The sequence below is a fragment of the Candidatus Leptofilum sp. genome, from assembly GCF_965223285.1.
In the GTDB taxonomy this organism is placed as follows: domain Bacteria; phylum Chloroflexota; class Anaerolineae; order Promineifilales; family Promineifilaceae; genus Leptofilum.
In genome coordinates, this window is sequence record NZ_OZ244997.1 from 481828 (window position 1) to 500109 (window position 18282).

Annotated in this window: 20 protein-coding genes and 1 pseudogene; 10 read left to right on the plus strand and 11 right to left on the minus strand. The window is 50.3% G+C overall.

The features are described 5' to 3' along the window. Position 1: 1 nt before the first annotated feature. A complete protein-coding gene (locus tag ACOQPU_RS02680; protein ID WP_420643588.1) occupies positions 2 to 460 on the plus strand; it encodes a hypothetical protein in 459 nt (152 codons plus the stop codon). An 88-nt stretch (positions 461 to 548) separates the two neighbouring features. Here the strand turns inward: ACOQPU_RS02680 and ACOQPU_RS02685 are convergent, their stop codons facing one another. Together ACOQPU_RS02685 and trxA are read right to left on the minus strand one after the other, a co-directional pair. After that, on the minus strand, positions 549 to 1472 hold the full coding sequence (locus ACOQPU_RS02685) for a TIGR03560 family F420-dependent LLM class oxidoreductase (RefSeq protein ID WP_420643589.1): 924 nt from the start codon (positions 1470 to 1472) through the stop codon (positions 549 to 551). Between the two features lie 142 nt (positions 1473 to 1614). Next, complete coding sequence (gene trxA, locus ACOQPU_RS02690) at positions 1615 to 1941, minus strand: thioredoxin (protein WP_420643590.1); 327 nt, start codon at positions 1939 to 1941, stop codon at positions 1615 to 1617. Positions 1942 to 2137: 196 nt separating this feature from the next. Here trxA and ssnA point away from each other — a divergent pair, with 196 nt between their 5' ends. The 9 genes and pseudogenes from ssnA to ACOQPU_RS02735 all read left to right on the plus strand — a co-directional run. Further along, complete coding sequence (gene ssnA, locus ACOQPU_RS02695; RefSeq protein WP_420643591.1) at positions 2138 to 3499, plus strand: putative aminohydrolase SsnA; 1362 nt, start codon at positions 2138 to 2140, stop codon at positions 3497 to 3499. Between the two features lie 99 nt (positions 3500 to 3598). Next, positions 3599 to 4066, plus strand: a complete 468-nt coding sequence (locus ACOQPU_RS02700) for an NUDIX domain-containing protein (RefSeq protein WP_420643592.1) — start codon at positions 3599 to 3601, stop codon at positions 4064 to 4066. Continuing rightward, positions 4063 to 5160, plus strand: coding sequence for an AAA family ATPase (locus tag ACOQPU_RS02705; RefSeq protein ID WP_420643593.1), 1098 nt, complete (start codon positions 4063 to 4065; stop codon positions 5158 to 5160). Before ACOQPU_RS02700 ends, ACOQPU_RS02705 begins: the two co-directional genes overlap by 4 nt. Further along, positions 5160 to 5714, plus strand: coding sequence for an NERD domain-containing protein (locus ACOQPU_RS02710; RefSeq protein ID WP_420643594.1), 555 nt, complete (start codon positions 5160 to 5162; stop codon positions 5712 to 5714). Before ACOQPU_RS02705 ends, ACOQPU_RS02710 begins: the two co-directional genes overlap by 1 nt. A 19-nt stretch (positions 5715 to 5733) precedes the next feature. Then, the gene (gene npdG / locus ACOQPU_RS02715) at positions 5734 to 6384 is read left to right on the plus strand and encodes an NADPH-dependent F420 reductase (protein ID WP_420643595.1); all 651 of its coding nucleotides are present in this window, start codon (positions 5734 to 5736) and stop codon (positions 6382 to 6384) included. A gap of 79 nt (positions 6385 to 6463) precedes the next feature. Then, complete coding sequence (gene cofE / locus ACOQPU_RS02720; RefSeq protein ID WP_420643596.1) at positions 6464 to 7228, plus strand: coenzyme F420-0:L-glutamate ligase; 765 nt, start codon at positions 6464 to 6466, stop codon at positions 7226 to 7228. A 207-nt stretch (positions 7229 to 7435) separates the two neighbouring features. Beyond that, entirely contained in the window at positions 7436 to 8788 is a 1353-nt protein-coding gene (locus ACOQPU_RS02725; protein ID WP_420643597.1) for a PA14 domain-containing protein, read from the plus strand. A 72-nt stretch (positions 8789 to 8860) separates the two neighbouring features. Beyond that, entirely contained in the window at positions 8861 to 9667 is an 807-nt protein-coding gene (locus ACOQPU_RS02730) for a transposase (protein WP_420643598.1), read from the plus strand. A 32-nt stretch (positions 9668 to 9699) separates the two neighbouring features. After that, positions 9700 to 9861: pseudogene (locus ACOQPU_RS02735) on the plus strand (SH3 domain-containing protein); the annotation flags it as partial. 78 nt (positions 9862 to 9939) lie between these two features. Here ACOQPU_RS02735 and ACOQPU_RS02740 read toward each other — a convergent pair. The 9 genes from ACOQPU_RS02740 to ACOQPU_RS02780 form a co-directional block, all read right to left on the minus strand. After that, complete coding sequence (locus tag ACOQPU_RS02740) at positions 9940 to 10356, minus strand: DUF1801 domain-containing protein (RefSeq protein ID WP_420643599.1); 417 nt, start codon at positions 10354 to 10356, stop codon at positions 9940 to 9942. Positions 10357 to 10430: 74 nt separating this feature from the next. Then, a complete protein-coding gene (gene miaA, locus ACOQPU_RS02745) occupies positions 10431 to 11369 on the minus strand; it encodes a tRNA (adenosine(37)-N6)-dimethylallyltransferase MiaA (RefSeq protein ID WP_420643600.1) in 939 nt (312 codons plus the stop codon). Positions 11370 to 11449: 80 nt separating this feature from the next. Beyond that, positions 11450 to 11833 (minus strand): YraN family protein, encoded by a 384-nt coding sequence (locus ACOQPU_RS02750; protein WP_420643601.1) that lies wholly within the window; start codon positions 11831 to 11833, stop codon positions 11450 to 11452. After that, complete coding sequence (locus ACOQPU_RS02755; RefSeq protein WP_420643602.1) at positions 11823 to 13121, minus strand: glycosyltransferase; 1299 nt, start codon at positions 13119 to 13121, stop codon at positions 11823 to 11825. Before ACOQPU_RS02755 ends, ACOQPU_RS02750 begins: the two co-directional genes overlap by 11 nt. Before the next feature lie 346 nt (positions 13122 to 13467). Then, the gene (locus tag ACOQPU_RS02760; protein WP_420643603.1) at positions 13468 to 14598 is read right to left on the minus strand and encodes a competence/damage-inducible protein A; all 1131 of its coding nucleotides are present in this window, start codon (positions 14596 to 14598) and stop codon (positions 13468 to 13470) included. A gap of 322 nt (positions 14599 to 14920) precedes the next feature. Next, positions 14921 to 15430 carry a cyclic nucleotide-binding domain-containing protein gene (locus tag ACOQPU_RS02765; protein ID WP_420643604.1) on the minus strand — a complete coding sequence of 170 codons (510 nt, stop codon included), beginning with the start codon at positions 15428 to 15430 and terminating at the stop codon, positions 14921 to 14923. Between the two features lie 74 nt (positions 15431 to 15504). Then, positions 15505 to 16587 (minus strand): dipeptidase, encoded by a 1083-nt coding sequence (locus ACOQPU_RS02770; RefSeq protein ID WP_420643605.1) that lies wholly within the window; start codon positions 16585 to 16587, stop codon positions 15505 to 15507. A 93-nt stretch (positions 16588 to 16680) separates the two neighbouring features. Beyond that, entirely contained in the window at positions 16681 to 17130 is a 450-nt protein-coding gene (locus ACOQPU_RS02775; protein ID WP_420643606.1) for a hypothetical protein, read from the minus strand. A gap of 91 nt (positions 17131 to 17221) precedes the next feature. Beyond that, entirely contained in the window at positions 17222 to 18028 is an 807-nt protein-coding gene (locus tag ACOQPU_RS02780) for a GNAT family N-acetyltransferase (protein ID WP_420643607.1), read from the minus strand. Positions 18029 to 18282: the final 254 nt, after the last annotated feature.

Below are 18282 nucleotides of genomic sequence, written 5' to 3' on the forward strand. Positions count from 1 at the left end.
GATGACCGAAGAAACAACCCCCAGCGTTGAGGAAATCAAAGAACGTTTGAAAGTAGAAATTCCTGTTGAGGAAGAAGTCACAAAAGCTGAGGCACAAAACCCAGACGTAGCTGAGGAATTGCGTGAGTTTGGCAAGCAGTTTGCCGACACCATTCGCACCGCCTGGAACAGTGCCGAGCGGCAGCGGTTAGAAACCGAACTCCGCGATGGAATGCGTTCCTTTGCCGATGAGGTAGACAAGGCGATTCAGGAAATCAAGAAAAGCCCGGCAGCAGACCGCGTAAAAACAGAAGCTGTGAACGTGCGTGACAAGGTGCAAACCAGTGATGTGGGCCACAAAGCGCGCTCTGGCGTGGCCTCTGGCCTGCAGGTTCTCAGTGAGCAACTGGCTAAGCTGGCAGAGCGATTCACGCCTGTGGAGAAGCCGGTTCCTGATGCAGAAGAAGAAAGTACCGAGTAATGTCGCTGGACGACCGCTTCGCGTACGGTATTCAGTGAATCAGTAATCAGTGTTTTCAACTGAACACTGATTACTGACCTGCACATCACTAAACTTGTGGCAAAACGGCCGTTGCTAACGCCTCCAGCCCCGCCATATCATCCAAATCAATCCATTGCAGCATAATGCGCTGGACGCCTGCCTCTGCAAACGCCCCTAGCTGCTCCACCAATTCATTGCCTGTACCCACAACCAGCCCACGCTCGCGCAGCTCTGTAGCAGAGAGGGTGCGGGGTGCCATTTTGGCATCAAAATCTGCTTGATCCTTGCCGAACACAAGCCCGGTCATGAGCGAGCGACGCACATCTGTGGGTTGACGGCCGTTTGCACCCAATAATTCATCTAGCAAAGCACACCGCTCGGCAAAGGTTTGGGGCGGAATGTAAACGCCGTTCCACTCTGTGGCGTATTTGGCCGTGAGTGGCAGGGTGCGCCTGGGGCCGTTGCCGCCGATGAGGATGGGCGGGCCACCGGGCCGCTGCGGGCGCGGCAGCAAAACCGCTTCATGCAGTTGGTAATAGCTGCCGTCAAAATCGAGCGGCTCTTCACTTTGCAGCAAATGGCTGATGATTTGCAAACCTTCCTCGAACCGGGCGAAACGGCCGTTCATGTCCAGCAAATCCCAGCTATAGTTGTGATGTTCCCGCTCTTGCCAGCCTGCACCGAGACCTAGATGGAGACGGCCGTTCGACAAATCATCTACCGCGCTGGCCATTCGCACCGTCATGGTTGGCTGGCGGAAAGAGACGGGTGACACCATCGGCCCAAACTCGATGCGGCTAGTATGGCTCGCCAACCACGTCAGCGATACCCAAAGCTCCAACGATTCCTTGTCCGGCGGATTAGCATTTGTGTAATGATCCGAGCGATACAGCCCCACAAAACCCAAATCTTCTACGGCGTGAGCAATCCGCTGCCACCGCTCCCACGTCAGCCCATTTTGGCCTTCCAGCATAATTGCAACTTCAATCATTTTATTCTCCTCTAGCCAAACCTCCGGGAGGATTCATCAAAAAGTGAAGCCGTTTGAACATCCTCCCGGAGGTTGAAAATGAAAACAAAAACGCCCACGCTGGTAGGCAGCATGGGCGTTCAAAAATATCACGGATTTGTGATTAGTTCATGTGCGGCAAAATCTGGGCCACGATGCGGTCTTTGGGCAAAGCACCCGTGATGCGCTCTACAACCTCGCCACCTTTGAATACCATCAAAGTGGGGATGCCGACGATGCCGTAGCGGCCAGGCACCATTGGGTTGTCATCCACATCCATCTTGCCAACTTTAATTTTGTCGCCATATTCCTCAGCAATTGCTTTTACGGAAGGGGCGATCATGCGGCAGGGGCCACACCAATCTGCCCAAAAGTCCACCAGAACAGGCATATCGGAATCCAAAACGTCGCTTTGGAAGCTGCTATCAGTAATTTCTAAGGGGGTTGCCATCTTTTTATGCTCCTTGCATTTGGTATCTTACACACGAGTCGTGTGTCTGTTTCTTTAGATTACGCTTTCTAGATAAGGTTACATGGAAAATTCTTACCAACGAGTTTAGCCAAACCGTTTGGGCTGTCAAGCAAAAAAGCCTACAATTGGATTCAATACACACTTTTTCCTCACAGCCTATTTCTAGGAGGGTTGTATGTTACAAAACCGCACATTTCTAATTACCAACGGCCGTATCGTTACCTGGGCCGATCCCAATGAGATCATTGAAAACGGGGGAATATTGGTGGAAGACGGCCGTATTGCTAAAATCGGCAGCTCCGCTGAGCTAATCGCTGCCCATCCCGACCTGGAACAGCTAGACACAGGCAACCAACTGGTGATGCCCGGCAACATTTGCGCCCACACCCACTTTTACGGCGCGTTTGCTCGCGGCATGGGCATCCCTGGCCCGCCCCCCAAAGATTTCCCCGACATTCTAGAGCGTCTCTGGTGGCGGCTGGACCGCGCTCTGCTTGATTTAGACACCGAGTACAGTGCGCTCGTTTGCCTGGTAGATGCCATCAAACACGGGACAACCACCCTGGTAGACCACCACGCCAGCCCCAGCGCCCTCAACAATTCACTGGACATGATTGCCGATGCGGTGGAGATGGCTGGCGTTCGTGCCGCTCTTTGCTACGAAGTAACTGACCGCAACGGGCCAGAAGAAGCCATAGCGGGAATTGGTGAAAATGTTCGTTTCTTGTATTCGCTCAAAGAGCGCGAGAGCGAGCTGCTAGCAGGCACATTTGGCCTGCACGCTTCCCTGTCACTGAGCGATGAGACGTTGGCTAACTGCGTCGCCGCCGCTGCGGATTTAGACACTGGTTTCCACATTCACGTGGCCGAGCACGAGGCGGATGAATACGATTCGCTGCACAAATATGGGCAGCGCGTGGCGCCACGGCTGGCGGAAGCAGGCATTTTGGGGCCAAAAAGCATTGTGGCTCATGCCGTACACGTGGACGCCGTGGAAAAGAACATCCTGCGCGAGACGGGAACCTGGGTAACGCACCAGCCCCGCAGCAACATGAACAATGCCGTGGGTGCGGCCGACATCGAAGGAATGCTGCGGCTGGGGATTCCGGTTTGCCTGGGTAATGATGGCTTTAGCAACAATATGTGGGCGGAGTGGAAGATGGCGTACCTGATGCACAAGCAGGTTCACCGCGATCCGCGTCGCGCCAACGGCATGGACATTGTACAGATGGCGATTCACAACAACGCGGCGTTGGCAGACATGTTTTGGCCGGGGAAGCAAATCGGCCGTTTGGTAGGAGGCGCGGCAGCAGACATCATTTTTGTCGATTACCACGCCACCACGCCGCTGAGCGCGGGCAATCTGCCCTGGCACATCATCTTTGGCTTCGAGAGTAGCTTGGTGACTAGCACAATGGTGGCGGGCAAGCTTCTGATGCACAATCGAGAACTGCTGACGCTGGACGAAGCGGAAATCACTGAACGCAGCCGCCAACTGGCTGCTGAAGTGTGGCAGCGGTACGAGAAGCTGAGTTAATTTTTTGCCACAGAGAACACAGAGATTTAAGAGGGATGGTTTTCTCTGTGTAACTCCGTGGTTCCTCCGTGTTCCGCTTTTTAATACAAGGATTGGTTAATGATTAGTTGCCGACGATGGCTGGGTGGGGAGATTCTGATTCCGAAGGAGCAATTGGTACACAGGCCGAGTGCGTATGGGGTTGTGCGGCGGGAGGACACGGTTTTATTGCTGACGGCGGTGGGTGAGAACGGCCGTTACTGTCTTCCTGGTGGTGGCACTGAGCCGTGGGAAACAAATGCAGAGGCCTTGCAACGTGAACTCATGGAAGAGACCGGCATTCAAGTTGAGGTAGGCTCATTGCTTCATTTTCGGGAAGATTTCTTTTATTACGATCCCAAAGATGAGGCTTTGCATGGTCTGCTGTTTTATTATGTTTGCAGGCCGCTTACCTTCAATCTGCTTTCTTCTGAAGAAGTGGACGATGAATCTGTAACCAGTCCGCAGTGGGTTACAATAAATACGCTGAATGAAGGAAATTTGCAACTACAAGAGATGTGGTTACTGAATTACTTTGGAGATAAATGATGAATACAATTCGCTCACTTTCTATTAAAAATTTTACCGCTTTCAGCAATGCCAACTTTGATTTCTCTCCCGGTATCAACGTCTTAATTGGGGAAAATAGCACGGGTAAAACACATGTCTTAAAGTTGATTTACAGTTTGCTTGAATTATCAAAGTTTGACGGAGAGCGTAGCGAAACAACAAAACAACTTTTAAAATTTATCGATATTTTTAAACCAGAAGCAAACCAATTTTGGAACTTGCGTCGAAAATCAACTTCTCTCTTGTATGAACCGCCTTCAAATGAAGAGTTAGCAGCTCAACTCATCCTTGCGAATCAAGAAAAAGCAGAGCTTTTCATATCAAAGAATGAAAAAGATGAAGACACCTTAAGATTACCAGTTCCCTCAATTCCACAGAACGGTATACCGAATGCTTTGTTTTTACCTAGTCGGGAGGTTCTTTCTATTTATCCAGGGTTTATTGCTGCTTATTTAAATCGAGAAACTGCATTTGATGAAACTTATTACGATTTGTGTGTGTCATTAAATGCAAACCCGCTTCGTAAAGAAAAATATGAATTGGTAAAACATCTTGTTGAACCATTGGAAAAAATATTTGGTGGTGAAGGCAAAGTAAGTAAAGAAGGAGACCATTTTTTTGTTGATTTGCCTGATGCTGGCAAATTAGAAGCTCAGTTGGTTGCAGAGGGCTATCGTAAGCTGGCTTCATTGGTCTATTTAATTCGCAATGGTTCGTTGACAACAAAGAGTGTGCTTTTATGGGATGAGCCTGAAGCTAATTTGAATCCCAAGCTGGTAACGGCCGTTGTTGAGTTCCTCATTAACTTGGCGAATGCAGGGGTACAAATTTTTATTGCAACACATAATTATTTGTTCAGTCATGAAATTTCTCTCCATGCTGAATATGGATTAGAGCGTAACATCAAGTTCTTCTCACTCTATCGTCAAGAAGGGAAAGACGGTGTGCAGGTTGAAAGTGGTGACACGTTAGCTCAACTGAGTAACAATCCAATTTTAGATGCTTATGTTGCTCATGAAGAGCGTGAGAACAGGCTTTTATACAATGAAGATGTAGTTGAGGAATCAATATAATGATGCGCTTTGAAGAGGGTTGGTTAGCTTTTGTTTTTGATTCTGAGTGGCGAGAATCTGTTATTAAGTTTGATGAGCATCGTGATTATAAAAAAGTAGCTAATAGCCTAACTGGCACAAAAGGCGTTGATTTTTTGGGCATTCTTGATTCGGAACTTTGCATCATTGAGGTTAAAGATTTTCGAGGCTACCGAATTGAAAACAAGCATCGTATTGCAAACGGCGATTTGTTGATAGAGATTGGCCAGAAAATTAGGGACACGGTTGCCTGCATAGTTGGAAGTTCTCGCTCTTCAAGTAATTTCGAGTTGTGGCAAAGATATTGTGACCTTCTCTTGGATAGAGAGAAGAAGATAAGCGTGATTCTGTGGTTGGAGGAAGATAAGCCACCAAAAAGAAAAGACCAAGTTTCGCAAAATGTTTTGAGGAATAAACTGAAACAAAAGCTAAAGTGGTTAGCTGTAAAAGTTGATGTTCGCAATTTGGGAGAGGTAATTCCACCAAGGTTACACTTACAAGTTGCAAGTTTGCCAATGAGTTCAAGCAACCACTGAATTTTAAGGAGATTGAACATTGAAGATTGCAATTTTAGGTGGCACAGGTGATGAAGGGTTTGGTTTGGGATTCCGTTGGGCGGCGGCCGGGCATGAAATTATTATTGGGTCGCGCAAAACAGAGAAGGGGGCGCAAGCGGCCGTTGACATGCTAGAAAAGTTGCCCGAGGGCAAGATCAGCGGCACAGACAACTTGAGCGCGGCGCAGCAGGCGGAACTGGTGGTGCTCTCCGTACCCTACTGGGCACAGGAAGGCACTTTGGATAGCGTGAAATCTGCCTTGGACGGCAAGATTTTGCTGACGGTAGTAGCCCCATCCGGCGAGAAAAAATCGCGGGTGCATCATTTGGAGAGCGGGTTATCCGCAGCGGAAGAGGCGCAAAACCAGCTCGGTGAAGCAACGAAGGTCGTGGCGGCGTTCCAAAATATCGGCGCACACCATTTGCTGGATTTGGAGCATGAGATGGATTGTGACGTGTTGGTTTGCGGCACTAAGAAGGCAGACAAGCAAGTGGCGATTCAGCTATGCGAAGATGCAGGGTTGCGGGGTGTGAATGCGGGGGCGTTGCAAAATGCCCGGGCGGTTGAGGAGTTAACGGCCGTTCTTATCGCTATCAACGTCATCCACAAAGTGAAAAGCGCGGGCATCCGCATTACCGGACTGTCCTAAAATCCACATTTTATATCAACAGATTTTACAGATTGCGCAGATTTAATCTGCGTAATCTTTGATTTTTCCTAAAAACATTATGGCAGATTTGACGCTGACGGCCGTTCCTAACATTCCTCACATTCAACCTGGTGACAATTTGGCTGACCTTATTTTTCAGGCTTTAAGCAAGGCGCAAATAACGCTTGCCAATGGCGATGTGTTGGCCATTGCTCAAAAAATCGTTTCCAAGGCAGAGGGACGGCTGGTGCGGTTGGCGGACGTGCAGCCTAGTAAACGCGCCCTGGAAGTGGCATCCCAGACCGACAAAGACCCGCGCTTGGTGGAGCTGATTTTGCAGGAAAGCGACGAAATCTCGCGGATGCGTCAAGGCGTGCTGATTGTGCGCCATCGGCTTGGTTTTACCAGTGCTAATGCAGGTATTGACCGCTCAAACGTGGCGCAAGGTGGCGAGGATGAGACTGTGTTGCTCTTGCCGCTCGATCCAGACGGCTCGGCAGCAAAGCTGCGGGATGAAATCAGGGTGCGTTTGGGTGTGCAGGTGGGGGTGGTAATTACGGATAGTCATGGACGGCCGTTTCGCCTAGGCACCGTTGGGGTGGCCATTGGGGTTGCAGGGTTGCCAGCACTGTGGGATCGACGGGGGGAGCCAGATTTGTATGGCTATGAATTACAGCACACCGACATCGCCGTGGCAGATGAAATTGCCGCAGCCGCAGGTTTGCTTATGGGGCAGGGGGATGAAGGGATGCCAGTGGTGTTAGTGCGCGGGCTGGGTTTACCAGTGGTAGATGGCAAAGCAACTGATTTGGTGCGCCCAAAAGAGATGGACCTCTACCGTTAGGCACAACGATTGAAGCCAACGATTGCCTGACGATTCACTTGGCACCCTTGAAAACCTCAAAATATCCCATTACCCTATAGCTGTATCGAATCGGTGTAGAAAATTGTCATTAACAAGTAAGAGGCGTTCTCCACGCCTGATTTCCCCCTCTGACATAATTGCCAATAGAATCAGATGTGGTTGACGGCTTCAAGGAAGGAGTACGAAATGTCGATTAAACGTGTTGCCATGCTATTTTTGTGGTTGGTAACGGCCGTTTTCATTTTATCTGCCACCAACCAAGCTTCAGCCGCTACTAGCTGGACAGCAAAATATTACAATAACCGAGATTTGTCCGGCACGCCAGTGATCACCGTTTCAGAAACCAACTTAGATCATGATTGGGGAACTGGATCGCCAAATAATGCCATCAACGTAGATAACTTTTCTGCGGAGTGGACGCGCAATCTTTACTTTGCCCCGGGCAATTACCGCTTCATTGCCTCGATGGATGACGGAATGCGCGTCTTCGTGGATAACAATCCCATTATTGACGTGTGGTATGACAGCCAGGCCCACACCGTAACTGCCGATATTTATCTAAACGGGGGCCATCATGATATTCGGGTGGAGTATTACGAAGCGGGTGGTAATGCCCTGGCGCGGGTCAACTGGGCATTAGTTTCTGGCGGATCTGCACTTTGGCGGGGCGACTACTACAACAATACTTCGTTAAGCGGCGCGCCTGTGCTTAGCCGGGATGAGGCACAAATTAATTATAATTGGAGCGGTTCACCGGGCAGCAGCGTCAACGCTGATCTATTCTCGGTGCGCTGGACAAGTAATTTGTCGCTAGATGCGGGCGTTTACCGCTTTACCGTCACGGCCGATGACGGTGTGCGCCTGTGGGTGAATAATCAACTGATCATCGACCAATGGCGGGAGCAGCCAGCCACGTCGTTTACCGCAGATATTTCTGTCGCTGACGGCTTTGTGCCGGTCAAGATGGAGTATTATGAAAATGGGGGAACGGCCGTTGCTGCCCTTACCTGGGCAAAAATCTCTGGTGTCACCACACCTGCACCTCCATCACCGATTATTTCAGACTGGCGTGGTGAATATTACAACAACCGCGATTTGGCAGGGTCCCCAGTGGTCGTGCGCAACGATAGTGCCATCGACTTCATTTGGGGCTCTAGCTCGCCCATTCCCAACGCAATAAACAGTGACCATTTCTCGGTGCGCTGGACGCAAACAGTGAATTTGGCGGCGGGCAACTATGTTTTCACAGCCAATACCGATGACGGCGTGCGGGTTTGGGTCAATGGGCAGCAACTGATTGATGCCTGGGATATTCACGACGTGCAGCTATTTGCGGGAGCCATTACTTTGCCCGGTGGCCCGGTAGAAATTCGGATGGAATATTTTGAGTACAGTGGCTTGGCTGAGGCGCGGCTGAGCTGGACGACCGCCAACGGCACGCAACCAACGGGGCAAGGGATGCCAACCACAGCCACCATGTCTGGTGCCGTTCACCTGACGGTGCGCTCTGGCCCAGGCTTATCTAACCATTGGTGCTAGTTCGCCCCAATAAAGACTTCTCCTTAAGCTAATCAGTACAACCCTGATTGAAAGCTAAAGGAGAAGTACAAAATGATAGACGAAATTCTGCTGTCTGACGAAGATTTTACGATATGTTTGTTTTGCATCGTTGACGATAAGATGTGTAATATTCCTAAACATAGCCAAGCCAATCTTTATCCGAGTGAGATGGTTACCCTTGCTTTGTTGTTTGCTTTGAAAGGGAGCGGCAATCGCTCATTTTACCGTTGGCTTGTCAAAAACCTGCGTCATCTGTTCCCCAATTTGCCTGAACGTACCCGCTTGTTTCGCTTGTTTAATGTCCATCAACAGTGGATTGACCTTTTCATGGCAGACCCGACGCTGATCGGTGTGATTGACGGTTTTGGCATTGAATTGATTCATCCCCGTCGAGAAGGACGCAGTGAAAAGCAGATTGGCAAGAAAGGTTTGTCAAACAAACGCTGGATTGTTGGTGGCAAATTGTGTCTGCTTCTCAACAATATCGGTCTGGTTGTTGGCTGGGATGTGGATACTGCTAATGTCTACGAAGGCACAGCCTTTCAACACCTTGTTGATGAGGTGGCTGAACAGATGCTTGTCTTTTCTGATACTGGCTTTGCTAAAGAGGGCTGGAATCCGCCCAATTTGAAGCCGTGTCCCAGAGGAACCTGGAATGACCGCATGATAATTGAATCGGTTTTGTCGATGTTGACCCGAGTTTGTCACTTCAAACAAGTTGGTCATCGCGTTTGGTCTTATTTCAAGAGCCGTGTCGGCTGGACAATGGCTCTTTTCAATATCCTGGTGCAGTGGAACGGGATTGAACCGGATGAAACAGGCTTTGTTCATCTTTCAATCGCCAATTTCAGCCTGTGATTTACTAGCACCAATGGTTATCTAATGAGCCAGTTGGTTATTTGTCTAACGGGCAATCTGTAACGCTGCTAGGGCGTGATGCGTTTACGGTCTGGATTAAGATTCGGGAGGCAGATGGCACGGTGGGTTGGACAAGCGGCCGTTTCCTGAATGCCAATGCGCCGTTGGGTAATTTGCCAATCTTATCTGAGTAGGAAAAACAGAAACCTGACGGTCTGCTTGCCTCAAATCCTTTGGTTTTGAGGCAAGCCTGTCAGGTTTTTCTTTCGTTGCTAGCTGTTTGTTTTGGCGACATGCTCGGCTGATTGCCTAACAAGTTCTTTCAGTGTCGGCAAATCGACATCCTCAATTTTGTTGATGTACAGACAGGATTTGCCCGTTTTGTATTTCCCCAGCTTGGCCATGAGATCGCCATACTCTGGAAAGCCCGCCATGATGTAAAGCGTCAGGCTCTTTTTGCGCGGTGAAAAGCCCGTGAGGAACCAATCCCCTTCGCGACCGCTTTCATATTTGTAATGGTAGTCGCCAAAGCCCACAATGCTGCCGCCCCACATTTTTGGTTCCTCCCCCGTTACCTCTTTCATCAAATCCAGGACCTTAAACGCATCTTCGCGACGTTTGTCGTGGTCTACACTGTTTAGGAATGCTTCAACGTCGCCATCATTTTTCCGGGTTTTCAGTTCAGCCATTTTTGCCTCCAGGATTTTGCAAAAGCGGGTGTGTAGGATGGAATCTTGCTCGATTGAATTTTAGCACAAATTTTCTATTTTGGCGTTTTGCCATTGCCCAAATGACCTTCTTGCAGCCAGCTTTTGATGTGATTCAGCACGGCCGTTTCCATTCCACTTTCCATATCGAACCAGCGAATTGCTGGGTCATCCTGGCGGAACCAGTTGGCTTGGTGGCGGGCAAAGCGATGCGTCTCAAACTTAATGCGCTCAACTGCTTCGTCCAGACTCATTTCGCCATCTAAATAAGCCCACAACTGCCGGTAGCCCAAGCCGCTCATGCTAGGCAGGGAACGGCCGTAGCCCAAATCGCGCAACTTCTCTAACTCTGCCAGCAGCCCATCGGCCATCATCTGATCTACACGAGCATCAATACGGGCATACAGTTCTTCGCGGGGGCGGGTAAGGCCAATTTGGCAAATGCGGTAAGGTGGTGGCGTTTTACGCTGGAGTTCAGAAATCGGCCGCCCAGTAACGAGGGTGACTTCCAGGGCGCGAATAATTCGGCGCACGTTGCGCGGATCGTGCTTTTGGGCAGCGATGGGGTCTAGCTGCCGCAACCAGCGAGCCAGTTTGGGACCGCCGAGCTGGGCCAGAGCGTCTCGCAACTGTGGCTGCGGAGGCACTTCAGGGATGCCCCAGCCTTCCACTACGGCTTTTACATATTGCCCTGTACCGCCGACCAGGATAGGTAAACGGCCGTTTGCCAACACAAAATCAATCGTCTGGTAGGCGCGCCGTTGGTACTCGCCGAGAGTAATCGTTTCATCTGGTGGGCATAGATCAATGAGGTGGTGTGGAGCTTGAGCCTGCTCGGTGACAGTGGGTTTGGCGGTGCCAATGTCCATCCCCCGGTAAAACAGCCGCGAATCAGCTGAGATTATCTCACCATTAAGCTCTTGAGCCAATTTGAGAGAAAGGGCTGTTTTGCCAACGGCCGTTTGCCCCAACAGCACAATTAAAGGTTGATCCAAGCCACGCTCCTAAATGTGTGCAAGTATGCAGGTGTGCAAGTGGCAAGTATGCCATTAAGAAACATCACCCGATCACCTTGTCACCAGCCGAGTACCGCATTAGGTATATGCTCGCACCGAACTAATTTGCCGCTGCGATCTAACTCTACAGCCATGAGGTCAATACGCCAATCTACGTCCAAATCATGCTCGCTCAGGTAAATTTGGGCGAGCTGGATCAGTTTGCGGCTTTTGTGCGGCGTCAATGCCTCTTCGGGCAGGCCCATGCTGCGCCCTTTGCGCGTTTTCACTTCTACAAAGGCCAACAACCCGTCACCCGCCTGGGCAACCAGATCGATTTCTCCCTGCTGGCAACGCCAGTTGCGGGCCACAATGCGGTAGCCGTCGGCCTCTAGCTTGGTAGCCGCGACCTTTTCACCCCACGCCCCCAACTTTTTACGAGACGCGCCGGAATTAGTTGTCATGCGGCCGTTGTTCAGCTTGGGTCATGCTGCTGGGCAAAAACCAGCGGCGGCTGGACGGCTCTTTTTCTGCGGGCCAAAGCAGTTTGCCTAACTGCTCCACCACTGGCTGAAGACGCTCCGAATCAAAAATGCGACGGCCGTGCATCTTTTTGCGCTTGAGGTCTGGCCGTTCTTCCTGCAAACGCTCATACAGTTTAATGGTGCGCTGAATGGTGTTGTAAATGTCAAACCGTTCACTCTCTTGGCGGGCAGCTTGGGCCATTTGCTTCCTGCGCGCGTCGTTGCTGGCCAGGCCCACCAGTGCTGCTGCTAAGCCGCCTGCTGGTTTGGTGGTCAGCAAGCCAGATTGGTCCGAGGTAACAGTATCTACAATGCCTGGGGAGGAGACGGCCACAACCGGTAATCCGGCAGCCATCGCTTCGATAACGGTGAGCGGATGCACTTCGGTGACAGAGGCCGTGGCAAACAGGTCAGCGGCTGCCAGGTAGTTAGCCACCTCTTCATAAGCCACCGGGCCAGTGAAGGTGACGCTGTCGGTAACGCCTAGCTGTTTTGCCTGCTTTTGTAAATCTGCCTGAACAGAGCCTTTGCCGATGATCATCAGGTGCAGATTAGGCACCACATCTTTGGCAATGGCGAACTGGTCGAGCAAGATGTCTACATCTTTTTCGGGGGAGAGGCGACCAACGTAAGTGACAAGTACGGCCGTTTCTGGCACGCCTAAATCCGCTTTGGCGAGGGGGGCCGTGGGGTGATGGAACGGCCGTAAATCGACCCCATTTTCAATCAGCTCAATGGGGCGACGCACGCCAAACTCCAGCATCACGTCCCGCAAGCCGGCGGAAGGGGTGATCACCACGTCCGCAAAATCGGTAAATTCCGGCCAAACTTGCCGCATAATAGCATCGGCGGCTGGCTGGGGCAGGGAAATGACGGAGCCAGTGTACAGATCGTACCGGGTGTGATTGGTATAGACGATGGGAGAACGGCCGTACCGATGGGCCATCTCTACACTCATAAACAGGTGATGGCAATGAATAATGTCCATCTCTTGCAGCAATGCTTGCGCTTCGCTGCTGTACCGCATACTAACATAGTAGCCGTAATCTCCCAGCATCAGTCCTGGCGAACGCACCACCCCCGGTTCATCATTAGGGTCAGGGTTCCCCAGGGTGAAAATAGTGACCTCATGACCAGCCGCTTCCAGATGCTCTTTGTAAAGTGAAACCATGCGAGTAACGCCATTAATGACGGGCTTATAGCAGGCAGTAACCATGCCAATACGCATTTCCTTCTTCCTTTAGGTGTGAATTTATGCAAACTTTTGCTTATTCTGCCAGAATGAAACAATAGATTTTTATTTACATAAAACAACCTGTGAACACACAATTACATTTTCATATTTATACCACTAACCAGATAGTTTTTGTACGCTCAGCAAAAAAGTATAAGCGTAATCAATCGTTGCCTGATATGTAAAAGCGGGAAAGTAATTTGAAGTTAGTAGAGCCATTTCTCCCGCATTTACTTGAGTAAATCACAATTTCACAGCTCAATTTTCATCAAAATTCTTTTTGTGATTTACATAGTTGCAATACGTAAAAGGTTTGGTTTGGGTGTCAGGGAGGCTGGCGTTAGTTGTGAACCATCAGCCAACGGCGCAGATGGGTGAGGCCGAGCGTGAGTGCCCACTGGTCAATATTTTCTGGGTGGCCACCGAAGGAACGCTGGGTAACAGACACGCCATGCGGGGAAGCTAGCGTGACCAGGATTTGCACGCCACCCTGGGTAACATTACTATAAACCACCAGGCTCAAATCGGTATCGGTTTGGCTGCGCAAGGCGTTGGCGGCATGGCGGCACCATTGGCTCAGGTTGTCACCCGTCAAATCGTCTAGTTTGAGTGCGGTGGCAACGGCTTGCCACGTTTGGGCAGGGTGTAGCTGCACGTGGCTGGCTGCATCTGGCAGCGGCGCAATGATTTTTTGCAAAACGGCGTGTGTATAACATTCTGCCAGGCTTAAATGCAGGTTATTTTGCTTCAGTTGTTGCAGCACGACCGTTTCTAGTCGATCGCTTTCGTCGCCAAATACATGATCCCCCAGCCGTTGAGCAACGGCCGTTTTCAATCGGGCTAGCTTCTCATTCAGTGCCGCTTCGCTGCTGGCCTTGGCCCATAAGCGGATGTTGGTTTGCCCTGCAAAAGAGTCGAAAGTGATGCGCTGCTCTGCATTGGCGTTGAGATCAGCCAAATCTTGCTTGAGGCTGCTTTCCATCACGCCCACGCAGCGGAGCAACGTCCAGCCGGTGTGGATGTCATCACTCAGCTGCTCTTGCAGGTAGGGCAGCACTTCTGTTTCCAGCAGATAAGACATTTCACGGCGGTTGCCGGGTAAGCAGACCAGCACGCCATCTTTCTCTTCCACCATCACGCCTGTAGAGCCAACGATGCTGTCTCCAAGCAAAATGCCCCCCTGAATGCCAGGTGATTCAGTGGTAGGGTGTCGGTTGGTAACGGCCGTTACTGCCTCCAGCGTAAAGTCATCTTTGCTGCTGCCCAATCCCCCGGTGGCAATGACCAAATCGGCCCGCCGCAGGGCAACCCGGAAGGCATCGGCAATCATCTCTGGATCGTCGCCAATGGTTACCTTGCTAGTAAGAGCAACGTTTACCTCACGCAAGCTGCGGGAAATGTGGGCGGCGTTTGTGTCCAGAATGTCACTCACGAGGAGTTCAGTGCCAATGCTGATGATTTCCACTTTCATGTTTGTTACTGCTATTGTGTGGAGAACTGATCTATTACCTATGGGCTTGACCGTTTTTAACTTTTGAATTTCGGTAAACGGTCAAGCCTTGGGGTTCGTTTTCTGAACAAAAGTTATTTGTGAACGAACCCTATGTACCCAATTGCCAGAAAAATTGGCGAATGGGCTTAAAGTAGCCGTTCGGTTCCGAAACCACTAAGAATCTAACCGAAAAAGCCACAGAGGAAAAATAGAAATCTGAGAAATGAACCTTTGCCTCTAAGTTCTCTGTGAACTCTGTGGCCAATATTCGGACAGGTAGTAAGCTAATTCCGAACGGTTACTATGATGCACTTAATTTACTTTGTGACAACATCAATTGGTACTGGCGAATGGTCAAATCGGTGTTGCGAATTTTGAAAGCGAGGTCCGCAGCCAGGTTTTTCATTAACTTGTACCCTAGCTCCGGGTAGGTGTCGCAGAGCTGCATAATTCGTTGGCGCTCTATGCGCAATAGCAGCGTATTGGCTTGGCTCACCCGGATGGTGGCGGAGCGGATGCCCTGATCTACCAGAGCCACTTCGCCAAAAACCTGCCCTTGGCGCAATTCTGTCAGCACAACCATCTCGGTTTCGTCCACGTCGTCGCTGACAAAGGTGGGGTTCATCACCACTTCAACGCCGCCCCGGGCAATAACGTACAGCTCTGTCGATTGGTCGTTTTCTTTGAGCAGAATGTCGCCCGTTTGGTAGGTGTCTGCTTCGCAGATGGCAGCAACCAGCGCAAGCTGATTGTCTGTGAAAGAATCAAAAATGTCGGTAACGGATAGAATTGCGCTGATTGATTGCTGCATGTTTGGCCTCAAAGTGTCATCTGCTGACACACAGCATTCTAGCATAAAGGCATTTTTAACAAAAGCACCAAACGCTATGCGCCCCAGGTTTGGCGGAGGACGCGCACCCAATTTTGGTGGGTTACTTTTTTCAAGGCGGCATCATCCAAACCAGCTTCGCGTAGGGCAGTGATGAGCTTGGGTAGTCCGGTAACATCCACCAAGTCGTGTGGCATGGTGGCACCATCAAAGTCAGAGCCGAAGCCAACGTGATCAATGCCAATGCGTTCGGCGATGTAGGTAAGGTGGCGCACAATTTCGGTGAGGGAGGTTTTTTCTTTGAAACGGCCGTCTTCCCGCAAAAAGCCAATGTGAAAGTTGATCCCCACCATGCCGCCCGTCTCTTTGATAGCGTCTAGCTGCTTGTCGGTAAGATTACGCGGTGAGGGACAGAGGGCGTGAGCGTTGGAGTGGGTGGCTACCAGCGGTGCATCGCTGATTTTGGCTACGTCCCAAAAACCTTTTTCATTCAGGTGAGAGAGATCGACTAATACACGCAGCTCATTGCAAGTGCGTACTAATCCTTTGCCTGCTTTGGTGAGTCCGGGGCCACTGTCTGGCGATTTGGGGAAGCTGAACGGGACGCCGTGGCCAAATTTGGTGGGGCGGCTCCACACTAGCCCTAGCGAACGCAGCCCGGCGGCGTGCAAGATGTGCAGCGCATCATAATTTGCATCAATCGCTTCGGCACCCTCGATGTGGAAAATGGTGGCAAAGGTGCCAGTTTGCAGACAGTGTTCCAGCTCGTCAGCCGTGCGGACGATTCTGACTTCCCCTTCGGATGCTCGTTCAATTTCAAATAGATGGGTGGCAACGGCCGTTGTAAAGCGCAGCGCATCTTTGTGGCGAATCGGTTTGGGCAGCGGCACCTCGTACCCATCCTTGGTCATCTTGATGCCCTTGAATTCCTCTTTTTTCTCTTTTTTGCTGGGCGGTTTGCGGTTGTTGGGCGTAAACACGGCAAAGAATCCCCCAGCCAAGCCACCTTCACGGGCGCGGGGCAGATCAACGTGGCCAATATCAGATCGTTCAAAGAAGGAACGGCCGTTGCCCCGATGCTCTAAATGTAAATTCAATAATGTATCGTTGTGGCCATCAAAAATAGGAAAATCAGACACAAATCACCTTTTGGCTATGGATAAATAGGTAAATTTTCATCCCACCAAGTATAGCCCAACTTTCCTACAATCGTATTAAGCCCGGGCAAACAGTTATCTCTCTGCAACTGCTGTAATGAACCCTGGTGGACCATCACCCATGCTAACAACGGCAGGCCCGATGACCAAACCGTAGCGCCAGCTTTCCCAGGTAAGTGTGGCTTGATTACCATCGGCAAAGGTAATGACCAGAGCAGCTTGAAGACGATAAATGGGATCATCGTCAAAAATCGCTTGAAAAAATGTAGCTGAGTTCTCTAATTCTATTTGTGTGGCTTCCCACCGAGTAATTTCTTTGAGTGCAATGTTTGGATTTTGATGAAGCATGGCTAAATCAGCCTGTTGTGTGGGGAGACGCTGTTGGTTTTCTGCTAGCAAATCGACAATTGTTTCATTAACGATTTTCTCTTGAGACAGATAAAGTCGGTCAGTTTGAACCAAAATCAGCACAGCCAAAACAGAAATCAGGCTTAGTATCAGTATGGCCGTTTTCTTCTTAAACATTTTCGCCTCCATAATCACCAAACTTATGAGATGTAGTTCCCAATTTATCTACTCGAAATAGTTGGTGCTGAACGGAGTTTCTATCGCTTTGCTACGTCTTCTCTACAAGATAGAAGGCACACTCATTTTGCAAGATAAAATCGGTGGCAGTGTAGTTATGGGCGAAGAGGTTGGTGAAGAGCTGACGGGTTTGCAGCCGCCACGCCAGTGCCAGTGGCAAATTTTGGACTTTGAGGGCTTGAAAATTGCGGGGGATTTGTACAAAGTGGGTGGGTTCAGTGGGCGATTTGGGAGTTTCGGATGGACGGCCGTTCTCCAAGGCTGGGTTCAAAATGAGATAGGTAGGTACGGCCGTTTCTACCAAATCCTTTCCTGCTAACCGATTTTCTACGTGGGCACTGTTGATGTGCCAATTCACCTGAAAGCGGTCAGTCGGTAGCCCGGCGTTGATGCCATCTGCATCGCCGTACAGGTTGGGAATGTAGTTGCGGCAGACGGCACCCAGCTTGTGAATATTGAGTCGGGCGTTGCCAATTTCCAGCGGGTCATATGTCCAGGTGATGAGGTCTAGCCCTTGCTGCTGCACCGCTTGCCGCTGTGCCAGTTTTAGCATGGTACCAATGCCCTGGCCCTGAAACTGTGGGTGAATCCCCATTTGGTGCGAGGCGTGTTTGAAACGGCCGTCTCCCATCAGCCCGATAAACCCCACGACAAAACCGACCAATCGCTCCCCTGCATAGGCTCCTAGCAACACGCCGCCGTTTTTGTGGAAGGTAAGCAGAATGTGGGTAGGTACAACCTCGCGATAATCAGCCAATTTCCAGGCGTCAAGCTGCAATTGCTCAACGGCCGTACAGCCTGCCGCGTCTGTGATTGGTTTAATTTTAATTTCTGCCATACTTTTTATCGCCAGATTTCAAATCTCTGTGTTGTTTGCATTCTCAACGATATAGAGTAGCAGCAAAATCAACAGAAACAACAAGACCCCCTTGCGGGGGCCTTGAAGCGGAAGAGAAGAAGAGGAGAAGAAGGAGAAGAGTTATTTGCTTAACTGTGATAAGAGTACCTATTTCTCCTGAAAACTCTGTGTTGTGCTTAACAGATTTACTATGCAGTTTGGTACGAACCGACTGTAAATTTCCCCGGAAACTC